Below are 16,861 nucleotides of genomic sequence, written 5' to 3'. Positions count from 1 at the left end.
GCAACGTGTCGAACCAGTCCGAATTCTTTAACGAGCCGATCGAGGTCGTAGACCCCGAGATCGCTGCGGTGCTCGCAAACGAGCTGAACCGTCAGCGCACCACGCTTGAAATGATCGCGAGCGAAAACTTCGTGCCTCGCGCAGTACTCGAAGCCCAGGGCTCGGTACTCACCAACAAGTACGCCGAAGGCTACCCAGGTCGCCGCTACTACGGCGGTTGCGAATTTGTTGACGTTGCAGAAGACCTCGCACGCGACCGCGCAAAGTCACTCTTCGGAGCGGCATACGCAAACGTGCAGCCGCACTCGGGAGCATCAGCAAACGCTGCAGTGCTGAGCGCAATCGCCGAGCCAGGCGACACCATCCTTGGACTTGAGCTTTCACACGGCGGTCACCTGACCCACGGCATGAAGCTCAACTTCTCAGGCAAGCTCTACAACGTTGTCTCATACGGCGTAGACCCAGAGACCATGCTGCTTGACATGGATGTGGTTCGTGCAAAGGCACGCGAGCACAAGCCAAAGGTCATCATCGCCGGCTGGTCGGCCTACCCACGCACCCTCGACTTCGCCGCATTCCGCGAGATCGCTGACGAAGTAGGCGCAACACTCTGGGTCGACATGGCTCACTTCGCAGGTCTCGTAGCTGCAGGCCTCTACCCGAACCCAGTGCCACACGCGCACGTCGTATCGTCGACCGTGCACAAGACCATCGGCGGCCCACGCTCAGGCTTCATCCTGACCAACGACCTTGAGCTCTACAAGAAGCTCAACTCGAATGTGTTCCCCGGTCACCAGGGCGGCCCACTGATGCACGTAATCGCAGCAAAGGCAACCGCGTTCAAGCTCGCCGCAAGCGACGAGTTCAAGGACCGCCAGGTGCGTACCCTCTCGGGTGCAAAGCTGCTCGCATCGGCACTGACCAGCGAGTCGTCGAAGGCTGCTGGCGTTGACGTGCTCACCGGTGGCACCGATGTGCACCTCGTACTCGCAGACCTGCGCACGAGCGAGCTCGACGGACAGCAGGCTGAAGACGCGCTGCACGAAGTCGGCATCACCGTGAACCGCAACTCGGTTCCATTCGACCCACGCCCACCAATGGTGACCAGCGGCCTGCGCATCGGTACTCCTGCGCTGGCAACCCGTGGCTTTGGCGACGTTGAGTTCACCGAGGTGGCCGACATCATCGCTCAGGTGCTGCAGGGCAACGGCGACATCGAGGCACTTCGCGGTCGCGTCAGCAAGCTTGCTGAGGCGTTCCCGCTGTACCCCGGCCTCGAACAGTGGTAGCCCAAAAACTCGACGGCACCGCTGCGGCAGCTCAGATCAAGTCTGAGCTTGCCGAGCGGGTTGCCGCGCTCGCTGCTGCCGGAATCGTGCCGGGCCTAGCCACCGTGCTGGTCGGATCTGACCCTGGTTCGCAGTGGTACGTAGCTGGCAAGCATCGCGATTGCGCCGAGGTTGGAATCGCCTCGATCAAGCGCGAACTGCCAGAGACAGTCACTCAAGAAGAACTTGAGTCCGTGCTCGACGAGCTGAACGCTGATCCGGCATGCACCGGATACATCGTGCAGCTGCCATTGCCGAAGCACATTGACACCGATCGTATTCTCGAAAAGATCGACCCCGCAAAGGATGCTGACGGGCTGCACCCGACCAACCTCGGTCGCCTCGTGCTGAACGCCAACACCGAAATCACCTCGCCACTGCCGTGCACCCCGCGCGGCGTGATCGAGCTGGTTGAGCGCAACGGTCTTTCCTGGGCAGGCAAGCATGTGGTTGTGGTTGGCCGCGGTGTTACCGTTGGCCGCCCAATCGGACCACTGCTCACTCGCCGCGAGTACAACGCAACCGTGACGCTCACGCATACCGGCACCGCCGATCTTTCGGCTGAGCTGCGTCGTGCCGACGTTATTGTCGCTGCGGCCGGAGTTGAGGGCATTGTGCGTGCCGAAGACGTGAAGCCGGGCGCTATCGTGCTCGACGTTGGAGTGTCGCGCAAGGTTGACCCTGAGACTGGCAAGAGTCGCGTGGTCGGTGATGTTGATCCGGCGGTCGCCGAGGTCGCTGCTTGGATGTCACCGAACCCCGGTGGTGTTGGTCCGATGACTCGCGCGCTGCTGCTCAAGAACGTTGTTGAAATGGCGGAACGCCAGTAAACGCATCGCGTTTACGGCGTTCCGCTGTCGGCGGCACTGCGCCGACCTGAGCTTGCTCGGTGGGGGGTTGTAAACGCATCGCGTTTACGGCGTTCCGCTGTCGGCGGCACTGCGCCGACCCGAGCTTGCTCGGTGGGGGGTTGTAAACGCATCGCGTTGAGAAGCGCCGATCCCGTCGAAAACGATAGATAGTTGCAGTAGTTTCTATCGTTTCCGGCGAGATCGGTGTTTTTTGTTTTTGAGGTCTATTGTGAGCAGCGCGCATTTTTGGGTGCGCTGGATCGCCAAACGTCAGTCGAGCATTCCCATTCGGCTCGCCTGCAAGATAGCCTCGTCGCGCCCACTCACGCGAAGCTTGCGGTACACCGATGCGAGGTGTTTCTTCACTGTTCCGAGCGTGACAAAGAGCGCCGCCGCGGCATCTTTCGCGGTGCGATGCTCAGTGATCGCGCGCAGTGTGCGCAGTTCCATCTCGGTGAGCCTGTCGTAACGCTCCGAGCGGGCAAGCTCTGGCACTGCATCAAGGTACGGCAATAGATCCGCGAAACCGGCTGCCTGCGCTGCGGTCGCTACGTCGCGCAACAGATCGTATGGCACATTGCGAATGACTGAGGGAATGCCGTGGCGTTCCAACAGTTCTGCGGCTGTGCCGATCGCTTGGAAAGCTTCGGCTTCACGCCCGCAGATCCACGCAGTAATTGCAACGATAAGCGCGCGATCAAGACGCTGCCGAGCTGTCGTACCAGGGTCACCGATGCGCTGTGCGATGAGTAATGCCTCAACATCTTCTCCCGCAAAAAGAGCAAGGCGAGCCTGCTCGATCCGGTGCCTCGGCGACTCAGGATTCTTGTGTTCGGCAAGCGTCTGTTGCGCGCGCGCAAGATCACCAATTGTGGTGTTCAGCATGACGCGGAAGAACATCAGATACTCAGACCAATTATCTTTGGGCTGCAGATAGGAGAGCGTGCTCGTAAGACTCGTCTCAAGATGGGAGAGAGCCCAGACAGGGCCGTGGCTCTCACGCAACGATGCGGTCTCGGCGACCAGCAGCAACTGCCAGCCTTCGACGCGGTCGATGATCGGGGTGAGACGCTTCACCGCGGTGTGCAGCATTGATGGGTCGCCCACCTCGACCGAAATATTCGCGCGGGCGAGCTCGGAGCCCACCCAAGAAATACCCGGGAAGAAAGTGCCGGTGCTAGAAATACGCTCAGCGGTTTCAGCTAGCAGTGCGGCGCTTTCGTGAATATTGCCCTCGATCATCTCGGTGAATGCCAGTTCACCCAGTGCGGTGAGCAGCCAGCGCTGCCCAGACTCAACATCGCTCACACGCCTCGTCGAAGCGCGTGGCTGTTCACCGCGAGGTCTTGAAATCTGACGCTCTGCGAAATGGCGCAGCCGTTCTAGGTTGCGTCGCGCGTGCACCAGGTCGCCGACAACCAAACCGGTGACCGCTGTTTCGTGGAAGTAGCTTGGCAGTGAACCAATCAGGCTCAGGTTCGAGCGAGCTTCGCCGTGGTTCTCCGGTTCAACTGCCTGTGGTGTGAGGCGGCTCTCAAGGTAGCGCATGATGGTGCGCGACTTATCGAAGTGACCGCTCTGACGCGCGCCGACCATTGCCTGGCCGAGCAGCACCTTGTAGAGCGGATTCTGTTGTGCTCGCTCATCATTTGTGAGCTGCGCTTCAAGGCCAGCGCTCCACAGCGTGGAAAGATACTTCAGCGTTGAACTCGCAGTGTCTGAGCGTGGCAGTTCGAGCATGATCATGCCCGCAACCAGCGTCGGGTGGCGGCGCAACTCGGCTTCGGGCACGGCTCGCAGTGATTGCGCGCAAAGCTCGCCCTCATCTGTGATCGTCGTGAAGTTTCGTGCGAGCAAGCTTTCGGCCAGGGCATAGTCTTCGGCTGCACAGGCAAGCTGGAATGCCGTGAACGGAGCAGACGCCGAGAGCGCCTTCGCGCGGGTGCCATACACACAGCGCATCAGCTGAGGATCGGCGTTGCGAACGGCGAACGCGCGCAGTGGCGCTGAGATTGCTCGATGGCAACGATACTCAGTGGTGTCACCCTGGGTTTCTTCAACAAGCAGTCCAAGCTCGAGGAGTTGCTGGGCCGCTTGTTCTGCTGATCCATCGCCATCATCAAAGGCTGCGCTGAGCTGGTCGAAACCAATGCCGATCTGGTCAAGCAGCGCGGTAGCAAAGAGCAATTCGCGGCAATGCGCTGGCAAAAGCTCAACCGCGTCTACAGCGAAACTATCGAGGTTCGCAATCGGGTCGAAGTCTGCTGCAGAGGCGTTCTCGTTCCAGCGGCGCTCGTTTGGTGGGCCGTGGTAGAACTCGTCTGAGCCAAGGTTTAGGGCGGCGCGCACTGCGAGCGGCCAGCCATCTGCCTGTTCAAGCGCCGCAGCCAACGCATCACTCATTGGCACACCCAGCGACGAAGCGAGCTCGAACGACTCGGCCAGTGTGAGGGCCAACTCTTCTGGCCCCACCACGCGCACGATCGTGCCTGCGGTCACCACGGTTCGATCGAGCAGCGTCACACGCCGGGCGATAACCACGAGCGTGAGCATCGGTGATGCCGCTGCCAGGTGCGAAAGCGCGATATCGTTTTCGGCGCTTGTTGCGTGGTTGTAGTCGTCGATTACCAGTGTGATGGGTTTGGTGAGCTGGGCGACCAGACTTGACGTGTGTGACTGTACCTGGTCGCTGAGCGGCGCAGCGTTTGCCAGATCGTCTACGCCTGAATAGGTGAAGTCCAGGGTGCGCGCAACCGCTTCCCAGAAGAGATCTGGGTTGCCGGAATGCTCGGGTGTGCAGTGCAGCCAGCGCAGATCTTCGTTTTGCTTTTCGGCGTCGCCTAGCCAGCCGCGTATGGTGCGTGTCTTGCCGTAACCTGCTGGTGCGCGCATGACAGTGAGCCGGTGCACAGCTTCATTGCTGCCCGTCTCATCTAGCAACCGATCAACGATTTTTGCGCGGGCTGAGAGGCGAACACGACTGTCCTCAAGGTTGCGCGCCTGCGTACTTTGAGAAGCTTCAAACTCCTCGTGTAGCAGTGACATCGGGGGACCTTTCACAGATGCTTCTTCTCTCCCGCGCCAGGAGCGAAGAAAGTGGGGGGAGGCTCGGCGCTTTCGACTCAAACTCGTGAGGAAATTGCGAGCCGGTTTCATTATTACACTGCGTGTCTGATAAATGGATTTCTAGATCATCTCATTTCAAATAAATGTTCCCAGGCGGGGCAGTTTTGTGGAGGTTACAATTCATAGGTGCCAGAGATGTTTGAGACTTTGACCGCGTTCGTGCAACCTGCCTTGCTCGGCATCGATTGGCTCGACCCCGAAAAGTTGCTCGAAGTAGGCGGTTGGGTGGCGCTCGTGCTGGCCGTCGCCTTCGTCTTTCTCGAAACAGGCGTGCTCGTACTCGCGTTTTTGCCTGGTGATTCGTTACTCTTCACCGTTGGCCTCTTCAGTGCCACCGGAGTCATCAACATTCCGATCTGGATCACCTGCCTAGTGCTCTTTGTAGCCGCGGTCGCCGGTGACCAACTCGGCTTTACTATCGGCAGAAAAATCGGACCGAGCCTCTTCAACCGTGAAAAGAGCCGCTTCTTCAACCCGCAAAACGTGCAACGCACACACGAATTTTTTGAGAAGCACGGACCGAAGGCAATCATTATTGCCCGATTCTTGCCAGTGTTCCGTGCCTTCGTGCCGGCGGCTGCAGGCATCGGAAATATGACGCGACGTCACTTCCTTACATACAACGTCATTGGTGCACTGCTCTGGGCAGTCGGAGTTACGCTGCTCGGCTACTTCCTTGGCCAGATTCCATTTGTTCGCGAATACAGCGAAGTGTTCATCATTGTGCTCGTACTGATCCCAGGAATCCCAATCCTGATCGAACTCTTCCGAGCTTTCCGCAATTGGCGTGCGAAGCGTCGCTCAGCTGAATCAGCAGAATAATCAAAACTTCTCAAACCGCCCACATTTTCAGCCAACACTCTTCACATCCATAGGCTTCAATGCAACTGTGGTGTCATGAAGCAGACAGCATGGCTCGCACTGGGCACCGCAGCAATTCTCACAGTCACTCTCTCAGCATGCGGCAGCGCATCACCCGATAGCAGCAACTCAAGCAGCAGCGGCACCGAACAGCCAATCGGCGGCGACATCGTCGCACCCGTAACTATGGGCGTGAACGATCTGCAAGGTGCCAAGGTTGAGCTCGTAGTTGGCCAGGTGCTCAACATCGATACCGAGTCGCTCGCGACAGACAGCTACACCGCCGAACTCTCAGACCCGAAGGTTGCAGAGTTTCACCAGGGCGGCAAAAAAGACACCGCAGATTTTAACCCCGGAATCACCGCGCTATCAGCAGGCACCACAACAGTGACAATGGTGAACGCTCAAGGTGGCATACAGCCGCTCGAATTCACGGTGAAGGTCGTCGCAAAGTAGCCTCGCCTGCGGGCGAACGCGATCCAACGTAGAAGTCGAACGCCGAAGCCTTACAGGCTCGCCGCACTCACCGAGAACGTGTCGCACGCACCCGGGCCCGACTCGTAGCCACGCTGGAACCAGCGCTGACGCTGCTCAGAAGTGCCGTGCGTAAACCCATCAGGGTTCACCGACTGCCCGGCCTGCTGCTGAATGTGGTCATCGCCAACAGCGGCGGCGGCGTTCAACGCATCAGCGATCTCTTCGCGCGTGACCGGCTTCATGAAAGTATTGCCGTTTGCATCCTTCACCTGAGATGCGTCTTTCACCCAAGCACCGGCATAACAATCAGCCTGCAGCTCAAGCCGCACAGAACCCGAGCTTGCACCACTGTCATTGCCGACCTGGCCTAGGGTTCCGGTGAGATTTGAAATGTGGTGCCCCCACTCGTGCGCAAGCACATACATTTGAGCAAGAGGCCCAGCAGTCGCACCAAAATCACTTCGCAACGACTGGAAAAAGTCGGTATCAACATAGATTGACTCGTCACGAGGGCAATAAAACGGCCCAACCGCAGTAGACGCGGTGCCACACGCAGAACTTGTGCTGCCGGTGTACAAAATGACGCCCGGAATGCGATACCCGTCGCCGAGCGTGGCATTCCAGTAGACATCGAGCGAATCCGCAGCGCCGGCCATGCGGCAATTGTCATCTTCGTTCGCGGCGGCACCACTCGTGCAGTGCGAAAGATCAAGAGTCTGCTCACTCGAACTCGTCTGCGTCGATGGCATGTCAGCCAGCGGCATCAGATTTACGCCAAGCAACTGCGAGGCGATGAAAAGAATCAGCACGCCTACGAGGCTGCCACCACCAATCATCGCGGTGCGGCCACCCTTACGGCGCTGCACTTTGCTGGTGTCAATGCGCGCGTTGTCGTTGAACGTCATCGTCGCTCCCTGGACTCAGGCAATCACAAAATTGCGAATTAGCTATGTTCCAAGCATAAAGACGAAAAAACCGAACCGCAGAAACGCCTCTCGGCGGAAGGCCGCTCGAAGCGGCGAATATTGGAGCCCGGGGTTACTGCGGCCCGGCGGTTTAATTCTACCCGATGGCTTGCTATCGAGGTGACGGCAGCTCAGCCGAGCGTGCCGTCACGCCAGCGTCGCGCGCCAGCCTGCAGCTCATTCGCGAACGCTGAATAGCGCAGCGCCCGGGTAGTAAGTTCACTCGCGTGCTCGTCATCGAAATCGTCGCGCTCGTCGGCAATAGCTGCCGCACCGAGCGACATCACACGGCAATAGCTCGCGGCACGTTCGAGAGCGAGCGCCAGATTGCCGCTGAACACCCCTCGAAGAATGGTGTCGCAAAGCGCAGCAATAGTGTCGGGCGCAATCGGATCCTCGACCCCCGCAACAACAGGATCGATCGTAGAAGAAACCGCCTGCCCATATCTGAACAGCTCCGCAGTGCCCTCAGGATCGGCATGCACAATGCGGCGCAACAGGTAGATACGCCAGAGCTGGCCAGCGAGCGAGTGCGCGCTAGAGGTGGACCAGAGCTCAGCGATATCGTCGATACCCTCGCCCGACGCGAGAGTGACCACGCGCTCAACCACCTCAGGATCAGCCACACGGCGAACCCGATCAAGCAGCGCCCAAGACGTCTCTTGCGCGAGGTGTTGCGCCGCTCCGGCCTCATCACTGCCGACAATCCAGTCAAATGTGGCTGAAGGCTGCAGCAGTGGCCGGTGGTGCTCTGTCGTCACGCGATTCCTTTCGGGTGGTATGAGGATCTTGCGGTATCGCCGCCATGCGATTCTACGCAGCGCAAGGCAAACGCGTGTGCAGCCCTCGTTCAAGTTACTCGGGTACCATTATGGGTAACGGCAGACCCGGTTCAAACGCACAATTTTTGAGCGTTGGATCGCCTGCCGTTTCGACTTTTCTTCGTGACTTCGCCGTGCGGCCGCTACCGGGCCGCGCGAATCACCTTGCCCTCGACATCTCTCGGGCGCACCGGGTGTTCGCTCAGAATTGAGATTCGATTGAACATGTTGATCGAAGCAGCCACCCATTCGGCGGTCGCAAAAGTGTGGTCTCCGAGGAGCGCCCGCGAAGCCCCAAGATCAGCCCGAGACTCTTCAGAAAGCGGCAGCAGGGTTGCAGCCTCAGCGATAGCGAGCACTGCCTTTTCGCGCTCACTAAAGACGCTTGATTCGCGCCAAGCAGGCAAGATATCGAGTTTCTGCTGCTCGAGGCCAGCCTCACGAGCCTCGCGAGAATGCAGATCCAGACAGAACGCGCAGCCGTTCAACTGCGACGCACGAACCTTAATCAGCTCGGCTTCACGCTGATCAAGCTCGCTCGTAGCAACGGCCTGATCAATTGCCGAAGAGAACTGTTGCGCACTCTGCCACGCTTCGGGAACCGTCTTATCGATGTACAGCGGCATGACTCTCCTTGAAAAACGCGGGCTTGCTGGGCAGATAAAACCAATCTAACGTTCAAAAACTAAAACAAAACAAGGACTCAGGGCATTCCCAAGGCGCGCGACTTGCCGTTCGAGTTCTCGGAGCGGCCCAGAACCATGTACATTAGTCGAGGGGCCTGTAGCTCAGTTGGTAGAGCATCGGACTTTTAATCCGCGGGTCGCGGGTTCGAGCCCCGCCGGGCCCACATTTCATCCCTCGCTGCTTCGGCAGCGGGGGATGTTTCGTTCTCCGAGTTCTTTTCAGCATCGGGAACGACTCGTAGGCTGAGAAGCTTTTCGCTTTTCAGGCAGGTCAGAAGCCTGAATGCGGAACCCAACTTACACAGGCCACACCAGAATCAAGTGAGCTTCTCTGTTCTGCCGTTAAAGCGCCCAGTATTAATCTCTTCGAGCGTGGCGACTGGCAGCAACTCTTTGAGCTTCTGCTCGGTGGCTTCAACACCGCTTGCTGAGGCATGGTCCTCAAACTCCACCAAGATCCGGAATTTGTCTGGCCAAGATTGAATATGGAATCGGTAGATCTCTGGGTTTTCCGCGAGTATCTCAGTTGCTGCACCGTACATGGTGCGTAGGTCGCTGAGGCTTGATACTCCACCATCAAGTCGAATCTTGAAGTTCTTGTTTTCAGTGCTCGTGAGCAGCACTGAAACCTTGTCTGCCCCGTTCACGAACGAGTCATTGAGCGTCTGCACATGCTCGCCACCATTCTGTTCGAAATAGTCGAGAACCTCATCGATTCCGGCCACACTCGTCGTGGTCACCTCGATGGTCGAGTGTTGATCGAGCTGCGCCGACTCTACTGATGGCAGAACCGCGAGGTCGGCAAGAAATTGCTGCCGGACCGCTGAGACAGTTGAAGAACCGTAAGGGTTGTCACCGAAGACCAGATTGAACGGAACGCCAGCAGCATCGGCCAACTCACGAACCCGGTTGGTGTCTTCGCTCGCGAGATACTCAAGATCGTTCATGGCCACAACAATCCCGTCGTCCTCCCTGAACTTGATGCCCCGGTGATCGAGCAAATAGGCCTCAGCGAGTATCGGGAACACCTTGGAAAGGTCCAAACCGGCAGGAACATCAATGTCCAATTCCATGCCCGTATCTGAGAGTAGTGAGACCTTTTCATCGACTGCACCAGTAAATGAAAAGGGGTCGTTGACGCCTACTGCTGCGTGAGCTTGCTCAGCGAACGCGAATAAATCTTCGACCGTGGTTGTTTTGAACCGAATTGACGGCGGCTTTGTTTCTTCTTCGCCGGTGGCGTAGTCAGTTCTTGTTTCGTAACTCCAGACCAGCAGATCTGCCTCAAATGATGCGGGCTGACGGTTAAGCACTTCGAGTATGCGTGAGAAGTTTGCAAGCTCTTCTTCGTCGCTGCACTTGCCTTGAAGGCCCCGCTTTTCGGCAACAATTTTGAAACCTTGAGAGTCTGCCTCGTAGTGAATCTCGTCAAAGATCGCATCTTCGCGGCAACTCAGTTGAGCCATCTCGCGGGCTTGTTGCTCGGTCATTCCCATGTCGAGGATCACTCGGCCTGTATATACGGAGCCGCCTGTTGGCCAATTGTTGAGGTACTCCCAGTCGGCTGAAATTACAGCGTCAGATTGTGAGATGCGCCTTTCCCAATCGCTGTGAGAGATGCTAACGCCACAGCCACTCAGCGCGAGCGTCGCTGTGACCATGATTCCTGTCATTAGAGCAAGGGAAGCTTTTCTCTTCATGCTGGCAGCCTAGCTATAGGGGAGTAAAAAGCCCTTTTGGTTGGTGCAGGTGCTGGTGCTGGTGCTGGTGCTGGTGAGAGTGCCAGTTTTGGGAGGGTGATTATTTTGGGAGGGTGCTAGCAGGTACTTAAACTCGCCCGTTACGCACGCACCGGTCAGCGCTCACTGAACCTGATCCGGTTTTTTGTTCGCTATTCTGTCTGCTTTTCGTTCCGCTTTTCGCTCCGCTTCGCGCGCTGCTTTGCGCTCCGCCGGAGCTGTTCGTCGCAGCTCTCGCCAATCGCGCTCAACTTTCCGTCGAGCGGCACGACCTTCGCGGAACCACTCCGGAAGAAGAAAACCCGGCATAACAAAAACCCAACAATTGCGAGGCCCATAAGCATAAAGAACTAGGTGGGCGACATTGGGAAGCCGAGGCCGGTCAGGGGATCCCAATACGAAACCAGAATGAGGGCAACCTCGAATATGGCGCAGCAAAGCCACCATAGATCAGGTAGTTCGCTGACTCTGCCCATCCGGTCCATTTTCCGGTGGAGGCCAAGATGCCGGCGCACACGAGAACGACTCCTGGAAAGAGGATCAGTAGCGATATGGCGGTCATTTCACTTCCCAGCTTCGCTAGCACGCTCGGTGAGGCGCTTGAGATGGTAAACGCTTCAGAAACACCTAAGGTTGATCGAATGCTCCCTCAGAAACGACGTTAGGGGTACTCAGAGACGATTGTGCGAAATAGCCTTGGCTTGGTTGGTCAGAGCGGCCTAATCAATTACTGAGATTCATCTCACAGCATGAATCTCAAATATCCCCAACGCAGGTCATCCCCAAAATATCCCCTGCGAGGTGGTGGGGCGTCAACACCCCACCACCATTCCCTTGCTTCGAATAAAGATGCTCTGCTGGCGCTGGATCGATCCAGCGCATTAACAGCTCACACCCCTGCCGCGGTAGGGGTTTTGTTGTGTCATCCGGCAGACACTAAAACAGGCTCATGTTGATTGCTAGCCTGCTCGACACCCGCTCGTCGTGAGCGAGCGATCGCGCGGTAGACGCAAAAGACAACGCAAAGGAGTATCCATGGGCCGAGTGGTCAGGCATGAAGTGGTTGCGCTTCGTTGCGAACTGCGCAGCTGTGCGGCACGATACGAGCTTGAGCCGTTTTCAATTTTCGCCGAACCAGAGATGCAGCGTACCCAGATGGAACACGCAGTCTCTCGCGGATGGGTGCTGGTGCTGACTCCTCGATTGCGCAGCTACTGCACACTTCACGCGAGTAGTGCGTTGATGTGCAGCTGTCGCACGAACCCCGACCGGGTGCATCTTTGTGTGCGCCACGATAGTGATGCCGCGGCGCTGATCTGGAGTGACGGGCATGTTGGTGCCGGTGCCGGTGCCGGTGCCAGTGTCGGTGTCGGTGTCGGTGCTGGGCCTCGCCAGGACTGCGCGCCCGGTGACTCAAATGGCGCTTGTGATGCTGCATGAGTGAGACCCAGCGTGTGGTTCGCGTGATCCCTTTGGCGCGCAATTGGCGGGCGGTTGAGGTTGAGGCAATCAACACTGCTACCGTTCGCCGTCGCCTGAACCAAGAACACGTTGATGCGCTTTCTGCTTCATTTCAGTTGCTTGGTGGCGAACTGCTGATTCAGCCGATCGTGGTCGACGAAACACTCATGCTCATCGACGGCTTGCACCGCCTCGAAGCAGCCAAGCAACTCGGCTGGCGCTTTGTTTCGGCGGTCGTGTTTGAACGGGTAAACGATCAGGATCGTGCGCTCTTACTTGCCGAAGCGAATCGAGTGCGTAAACAGCTTTCGGTTGTTGACCTCGAATGGGAGTGGAGAACCCTGTACGCTCCCGAGCTGGAGTTTCAGGCCAAGCAGCGGCAATTGGCCGGACTTCGAAAACGGTTTCCGTTGCGGGCTCAACGCGTGAGCTCGCCTCTTCTCCCGGTTATTGGAAATTCCAATAACCAAGTAAAGCTTGGGGCTCAAGACAGTCAGCCTCGCTCCGAATCACTCGCAAGAGCGGCGAAACGAATAACTGGGTTTTCGATCGATACTCTCAACAAAGTGGCAACCATTCGGGGGATCGCCAACTCCACCACAGCGCCTACCGATTTACAAGCAGCAGCCAAACACGGGCTTCAGAAGATCGCATCGTCTCGTGCCAGTGTTGACGCGGTCTACCGTCAGTTGCTCTATGCGGCGCAGGCTTGCAAAGAAAACTCCGCTCGCGCTGGGCTGAATCCAGAGCGAGCGAGGCAGGACGAATCGCTACTAGAACGACTCCTAGTTGAAACCTCGTTGTTGGCTGAACGGATGGGGGGATCCGCGTTTGAGGCGTTGAGCAGAGTGGAACCCGACGACCTTGTCTCAGCGCAGCTCATCGAGGGGGTGCGATCTTCGCTTTCGATAGCGCTCGCCCACGTTTCGGCTGCAGAGAGTATGCGCCACCGCGAACCCGCAAGAGAGCTTCGCCGGATCATTACCGAAGCGGGGCAGCTGTGCACTTCGATCGCGCACGAGCGTATTTCAAACGCCGGGCAAAGCAGCCCGGTGCGCCCTATGAAAGCTGCTTAGAGCCGTGAGCGATTCACGAGCACTCCGAGAAACGGACCAGATATCGGGAGAAGACCTTGGCGCCTTGCTGCTGCGACTTGCAGGGTCAACCGATCTGCTTCTTGGCAAAGATGGTGCTGAGCTGATTGTTCAGCTCAGACAATTTTTGGTGCCGGGAATCATGCGAACTGCAATTCGAAGTGGCAGAGGCACGCAAACTTGGCTGCAGGAAGATGAGGTGCTGCATGCCGTGTTGCTCGAGCTCTTGGCCGATGGCTGCAGAGTCGCCCGCGTGATAGGTGAGCAAGCACGCGAACCTTGGGAATACCTAGCGGTGTGTGCAACTGAATGGGTGCACAAGATTTGCTTGAGCAGTTGCGATGAACTCACTGAGCACAGCCCGGTCCTGCCTCGACCTGAACCCCATGATCAGCTCACGGAGCTCGAAGAAGTGGTGGCCCGTTCAGCCCAAATGCTTCTTGCGTATGCTCCGGGTGTGCAGCAGGTAGCGCTTCGTTGTCTACTGTTCTGGCTTGCGAGAAATCCGCCGCAGCGGCTCTCCTATGAGACCGAAGACCGGTCCGCGATGCAGGCGCAGTTTCCAGAGTTCACGAGCGGGCAAATTTCAGCTATTGCGAATGTTACGTGGGGAGGGAGGCCGCGAAGAAAGGAAACCTCGCTCTTTGCTGCTCTTCTGCTAGACCCAGATTTTCGACCCGCGGGCTCCCCGACGCATATTCGTGCCCTGCTACATTTTCGCCAAGTGATGCGCAGGGAAGAAACGCAGTCTCTTGCTTTGGGTCGGCTTGCTGCCTAGATGCCGGCCCGTGCCCTCTTCACAGTCTGTGTGTTCTTGCTTCTTTGTGCTCGCTCGCGCCTCTTTTCGGGCATGCGTCATTCGGACAACGCCGCAGATAAGCAGACCACAAGCAACCATTCCCGTCGCCCAAAACGTTGACGGCAATGGGGCAGCTGAACCAGTTTTCGCGAGCGCCGGAGGCGGGCCGGGCACTTCGAACGCCACACTTGTGGTCTCGTTTGGTAGGCCGCACTCGCCAAGGTGCAGAATGGTCTCTTCGCCGGTGTCAGGGTCTCGGTGGATCAGCGACTCTACCCACCAGTAGGTCCCAGGGTCGCCGACGCTCACCTCTTCAGAGTGATAACTCGCATTTTGGGCGAGACCGGGTTGCACCGGAATAGTCGTTGATACGAATACCCGGTTTTCAAGAGTGCACACTGGTTGGCTCTGGGCAAGGGCGAATTCAGATCCGCTCAAAGAATCGGCTGCTCGTTCTGAAGCCAACAACGGTTGGAGACCAGCCAGCTCTGGTTTTTTGAAGAGTTCGAAGACGAGAGCAGCGTTTGCGGGCACTGATCCATTTACGATCGCCTTGTCAGCGATGGCAGTTCCGGGTGCTGCCTCATTTGAAGCCACACTGCGTACCTCTGGATGGATGATTCGAGCCGACTCGCTCGCCAGGCCGAAGTCATCGCAGACTTCTTCCCACAGTCCGCGGGCTTCAGGTAACTGGTCTTCATCGATCACACACCAGCGCAGGGAAACATACTCGAATTCTCGGGGAGTGCCGATGGGAATGCTGATCGCAGGTGAATAGAGGCTTTGCTCATTGAGTTCTGGGTTGGTGGTGACCTGAACCGTTGTGAGTGCAACAGCTGAGTCTGGCACGTCCACTGATTGAGCAAGTTCGGGTCCTGGTACTAGATACGCGGTTCCCGTAAGGGTGAGTGGAATTCGCGAGCCAGTGCTATCTCTGAGCCAGTTTTGCATTTTTGGGACATCGATACGATCCGTCAGCGTGCCGTTGAGTTCAGTAATAGTTGTCGAGATTTCGGTGCTGAATGCAGGCACAGATTTTCCAATTTGGGTTTCTCCGGCAGTGCCGAAGCCATCGCTGAAGAAGTAGTTTTTCGGGAGGGCGCTACACAGCGCGTTCTCGTTGGACTTTGAGCAGCCACTGAGCTCATTGGTTTTCAAAAGCTGCTCACTGCCGTCAATGTTCCATTTGTAGGTGTAGTAGCCCTGTTCCAAAATGGGCTGATCAAACTTGAAGCTGTATCGCTGCGGAACACTTTGATCACGAGTCGGTTCAGTCGTGAGTGAACCTCTTGCGGCAATAGGTGCGCCGACAGGAGCCTCGAAAGAGGGGTTGAGCGCCGGGTCGCTCAGGTATGGGCCGTATGCGGTAACGCTGGCTGTCACTGGCATCCACTCGCGCGTCCCCGTTTCTGAGATTCGCCAACGCCAATCCCCACTCAACCCGTTTGATGCTGATGCTGATGAAAACACCACGTCGTCGCTGTGTGGTGTACCGACGCTCACATATTTGCTGCCTACCAAGCTGGAGACTTCGGGATGCCAGGTGGTGTCGGCGTCTAGCGCGGTCTCCCGGAGGGGCTTGACCTTGGGCTCAGTGAGGGAAATTGACGACTGTGACCCCTGCCCATCAGCCCACAAGATAGACGTTGGCACCTCAAGGTAGTCGCCGGTAAAGCTCACTCGGTAAAACTTGCCCCAGCTGTCACTCGGCGGTACCCCCACCCAGCTGAGAGAAGTGCCTAGCGGCGCGCCGCTTGCGGGCCACTCGTGAGATGTTGATCCATCCAAGAACTTTCCGTTTTGTATTCGTAGGGATCTGGTACCCAGTGGTACTTTCACGGTTCCGCGGTACGGGGAGCTTGGGTCAAGCGTGATCCCAGGAGTGCTTTCGGAGCTCGGCGAGGCTTGAACTGAGGCGACCCAATTCGCAGCCTCTGCCCGAAACTGCTGTGTGAGGGCGACTACTTCTGAGCCAACGGACGCGCGCACGCGGACGAGTTCAGCTTCGTAGGCTGCATTGCCTCGCCCCTGTGCCCCGCGAATTTCCCACACCGCAAGCGCGACCGCAGCAGCCTGAATGTTGTTTGTGGTTTGCCCGTATCGGGCTAACACAAAGGATATTTCGCGCAGTGGCGCCCCAACAGTGGACGCTACTGAGACGCCGTCTGAACTTGCTGCTGGGATGGAGCTCGCCCCGACAAAGTCTGGAGTTGCTGTGCCCGATCTGACCCAAATCTCGGCGCAGTAGGCGTATGTGCCATCCACAATAAATGCGCCAGCGCCGTGGATGTGGATTCCGTTGCCCCAGTTAATTCCGGGGCCGTGCAAGTTCTCGAGTGCGTGCGCGGTTTTAGGTGGGGTAGAGAAAAGCGAAGTCGCGAACACGCCTAGTCCCATCAGAACGGCGCTGAGCGTCATCGCGACGACATAGCGCCACTTCTGCTGTCGTTCTTCGCCGCGGCGCTGCAACTTGTGTTGGGTCACCAATGAGTTCTCCTCAATCTAATAGAAGAGCTTCCGGAGCAAACGGAGGCTCACTTAATAGACAGAGGCGTGCGCGCAGTCGTGATTATGGAGTAAAACTTCTTTGCTTTGGGCGAGCACACTGAGAAGGTGAGGTTACTCGCTTCACAAGGAGTGAGGCCAGAAGGAA

General features: G+C 57.6%; 14 protein-coding genes and 1 tRNA gene. 7 read left to right on the top strand and 8 right to left on the bottom strand.

Annotated features, from left to right (window positions below; all coding sequences use genetic code 11):
* The first annotated feature begins 5 nt into the window (after positions 1-5).
* Positions 6-1,289: a serine hydroxymethyltransferase gene (gene glyA / locus QBL02_RS02645; RefSeq protein ID WP_282724799.1), complete on the top strand. Its 1,284-nt coding sequence runs from the start codon at positions 6-8 to the stop codon at positions 1,287-1,289.
* Complete coding sequence (locus QBL02_RS02640) at positions 1,283-2,158, top strand: bifunctional methylenetetrahydrofolate dehydrogenase/methenyltetrahydrofolate cyclohydrolase (RefSeq protein ID WP_282724798.1); 876 nt, start codon at positions 1,283-1,285, stop codon at positions 2,156-2,158. The genes glyA and QBL02_RS02640 overlap by 7 nt, the downstream gene beginning before the upstream one ends.
* A 291-nt stretch (positions 2,159-2,449) precedes the next feature.
* Here QBL02_RS02640 and QBL02_RS02635 read toward each other — a convergent pair whose 3' ends face one another.
* On the bottom strand, positions 2,450-5,224 hold the full coding sequence (locus tag QBL02_RS02635; RefSeq protein WP_282724797.1) for a LuxR C-terminal-related transcriptional regulator: 2,775 nt from the start codon (positions 5,222-5,224) through the stop codon (positions 2,450-2,452).
* 216 nt (positions 5,225-5,440) lie between these two features.
* Between QBL02_RS02635 and QBL02_RS02630 the strand changes: the two genes are divergently transcribed.
* Positions 5,441-6,127, top strand: coding sequence for a VTT domain-containing protein (locus QBL02_RS02630; RefSeq protein WP_282724796.1), 687 nt, complete (start codon positions 5,441-5,443; stop codon positions 6,125-6,127).
* 75 nt (positions 6,128-6,202) lie between these two features.
* Positions 6,203-6,622 carry a hypothetical protein gene (locus QBL02_RS02625; RefSeq protein ID WP_282724795.1) on the top strand — a complete coding sequence of 140 codons (420 nt, stop codon included), beginning with the start codon at positions 6,203-6,205 and terminating at the stop codon, positions 6,620-6,622.
* 50 nt (positions 6,623-6,672) lie between these two features.
* Here QBL02_RS02625 and QBL02_RS02620 read toward each other — a convergent pair whose 3' ends face one another.
* The 3 genes from QBL02_RS02620 to QBL02_RS02610 form a co-directional block, all read right to left on the bottom strand.
* Positions 6,673-7,548, bottom strand: coding sequence for a neutral zinc metallopeptidase (locus QBL02_RS02620; RefSeq protein WP_282724793.1), 876 nt, complete (start codon positions 7,546-7,548; stop codon positions 6,673-6,675).
* Between the two features lie 191 nt (positions 7,549-7,739).
* The gene (locus tag QBL02_RS02615) at positions 7,740-8,369 is read right to left on the bottom strand and encodes a hypothetical protein (protein WP_282724792.1); all 630 of its coding nucleotides are present in this window, start codon (positions 8,367-8,369) and stop codon (positions 7,740-7,742) included.
* Between the two features lie 203 nt (positions 8,370-8,572).
* The gene (locus QBL02_RS02610; protein WP_282724791.1) at positions 8,573-9,055 is read right to left on the bottom strand and encodes a carboxymuconolactone decarboxylase family protein; all 483 of its coding nucleotides are present in this window, start codon (positions 9,053-9,055) and stop codon (positions 8,573-8,575) included.
* A 151-nt stretch (positions 9,056-9,206) separates the two neighbouring features.
* On the opposite strand from QBL02_RS02610, the gene QBL02_RS02605 reads away from it, so the two are divergent.
* Positions 9,207-9,279, top strand: a tRNA-Lys gene (locus QBL02_RS02605).
* Between the two features lie 153 nt (positions 9,280-9,432).
* On the opposite strand, the gene QBL02_RS02600 is transcribed toward QBL02_RS02605, so the two are convergent.
* Both QBL02_RS02600 and QBL02_RS02595 read right to left on the bottom strand, forming a co-directional pair.
* Positions 9,433-10,815 (bottom strand): hypothetical protein, encoded by a 1,383-nt coding sequence (locus QBL02_RS02600; protein ID WP_282724790.1) that lies wholly within the window; start codon positions 10,813-10,815, stop codon positions 9,433-9,435.
* A gap of 421 nt (positions 10,816-11,236) precedes the next feature.
* Positions 11,237-11,416: a hypothetical protein gene (locus QBL02_RS02595; protein WP_282724789.1), complete on the bottom strand. Its 180-nt coding sequence runs from the start codon at positions 11,414-11,416 to the stop codon at positions 11,237-11,239.
* Between the two features lie 473 nt (positions 11,417-11,889).
* Between QBL02_RS02595 and QBL02_RS02590 the strand changes: the two genes are divergently transcribed.
* Entirely contained in the window at positions 11,890-12,294 is a 405-nt protein-coding gene (locus QBL02_RS02590; protein ID WP_282724788.1) for a hypothetical protein, read from the top strand.
* Positions 12,291-13,391, top strand: a complete 1,101-nt coding sequence (locus QBL02_RS02585; protein ID WP_282724787.1) for a ParB N-terminal domain-containing protein — start codon at positions 12,291-12,293, stop codon at positions 13,389-13,391. Before QBL02_RS02590 ends, QBL02_RS02585 begins: the two co-directional genes overlap by 4 nt.
* 85 nt (positions 13,392-13,476) lie before the next feature.
* Here the strand turns inward: QBL02_RS02585 and QBL02_RS02580 are convergent, their stop codons facing one another.
* Positions 13,477-13,677 carry a hypothetical protein gene (locus QBL02_RS02580; RefSeq protein WP_282724786.1) on the bottom strand — a complete coding sequence of 67 codons (201 nt, stop codon included), beginning with the start codon at positions 13,675-13,677 and terminating at the stop codon, positions 13,477-13,479.
* A gap of 441 nt (positions 13,678-14,118) precedes the next feature.
* Positions 14,119-16,692 carry a hypothetical protein gene (locus QBL02_RS02575; protein WP_282724785.1) on the bottom strand — a complete coding sequence of 858 codons (2,574 nt, stop codon included), beginning with the start codon at positions 16,690-16,692 and terminating at the stop codon, positions 14,119-14,121.
* Positions 16,693-16,861: the final 169 nt, after the last annotated feature.

Origin of the sequence: Leucobacter sp. UT-8R-CII-1-4, from assembly GCF_030010235.1 — a bacterium.
GTDB lineage: Bacteria > Actinomycetota > Actinomycetes > Actinomycetales > Microbacteriaceae > Leucobacter.
The sequence above is the reverse complement of the archived record's forward strand: the minus strand, read 5'-3'. Positions and strand labels throughout refer to the sequence as shown.

Coding starts and splice junctions, on each gene's coding strand:
- QBL02_RS02635 (WP_282724797.1), bottom strand. CDS start 5,224: ATGTCACTGCTACACGAGGAGTTTGAAGCTTCTCAAAGTACGCAGGCG.
- QBL02_RS02630 (WP_282724796.1), top strand. CDS start 5,441: ATGTTTGAGACTTTGACCGCGTTCGTGCAACCTGCCTTGCTCGGCATC.
- QBL02_RS02625 (WP_282724795.1), top strand. CDS start 6,203: ATGAAGCAGACAGCATGGCTCGCACTGGGCACCGCAGCAATTCTCACA.
- QBL02_RS02620 (WP_282724793.1), bottom strand. CDS start 7,548: ATGACGTTCAACGACAACGCGCGCATTGACACCAGCAAAGTGCAGCGC.
- QBL02_RS02610 (WP_282724791.1), bottom strand. CDS start 9,055: ATGCCGCTGTACATCGATAAGACGGTTCCCGAAGCGTGGCAGAGTGCG.
- QBL02_RS02600 (WP_282724790.1), bottom strand. CDS start 10,815: ATGAAGAGAAAAGCTTCCCTTGCTCTAATGACAGGAATCATGGTCACA.
- QBL02_RS02595 (WP_282724789.1), bottom strand. CDS start 11,416: ATGACCGCCATATCGCTACTGATCCTCTTTCCAGGAGTCGTTCTCGTG.
- QBL02_RS02590 (WP_282724788.1), top strand. CDS start 11,890: ATGGGCCGAGTGGTCAGGCATGAAGTGGTTGCGCTTCGTTGCGAACTG.
- QBL02_RS02585 (WP_282724787.1), top strand. CDS start 12,291: ATGAGTGAGACCCAGCGTGTGGTTCGCGTGATCCCTTTGGCGCGCAAT.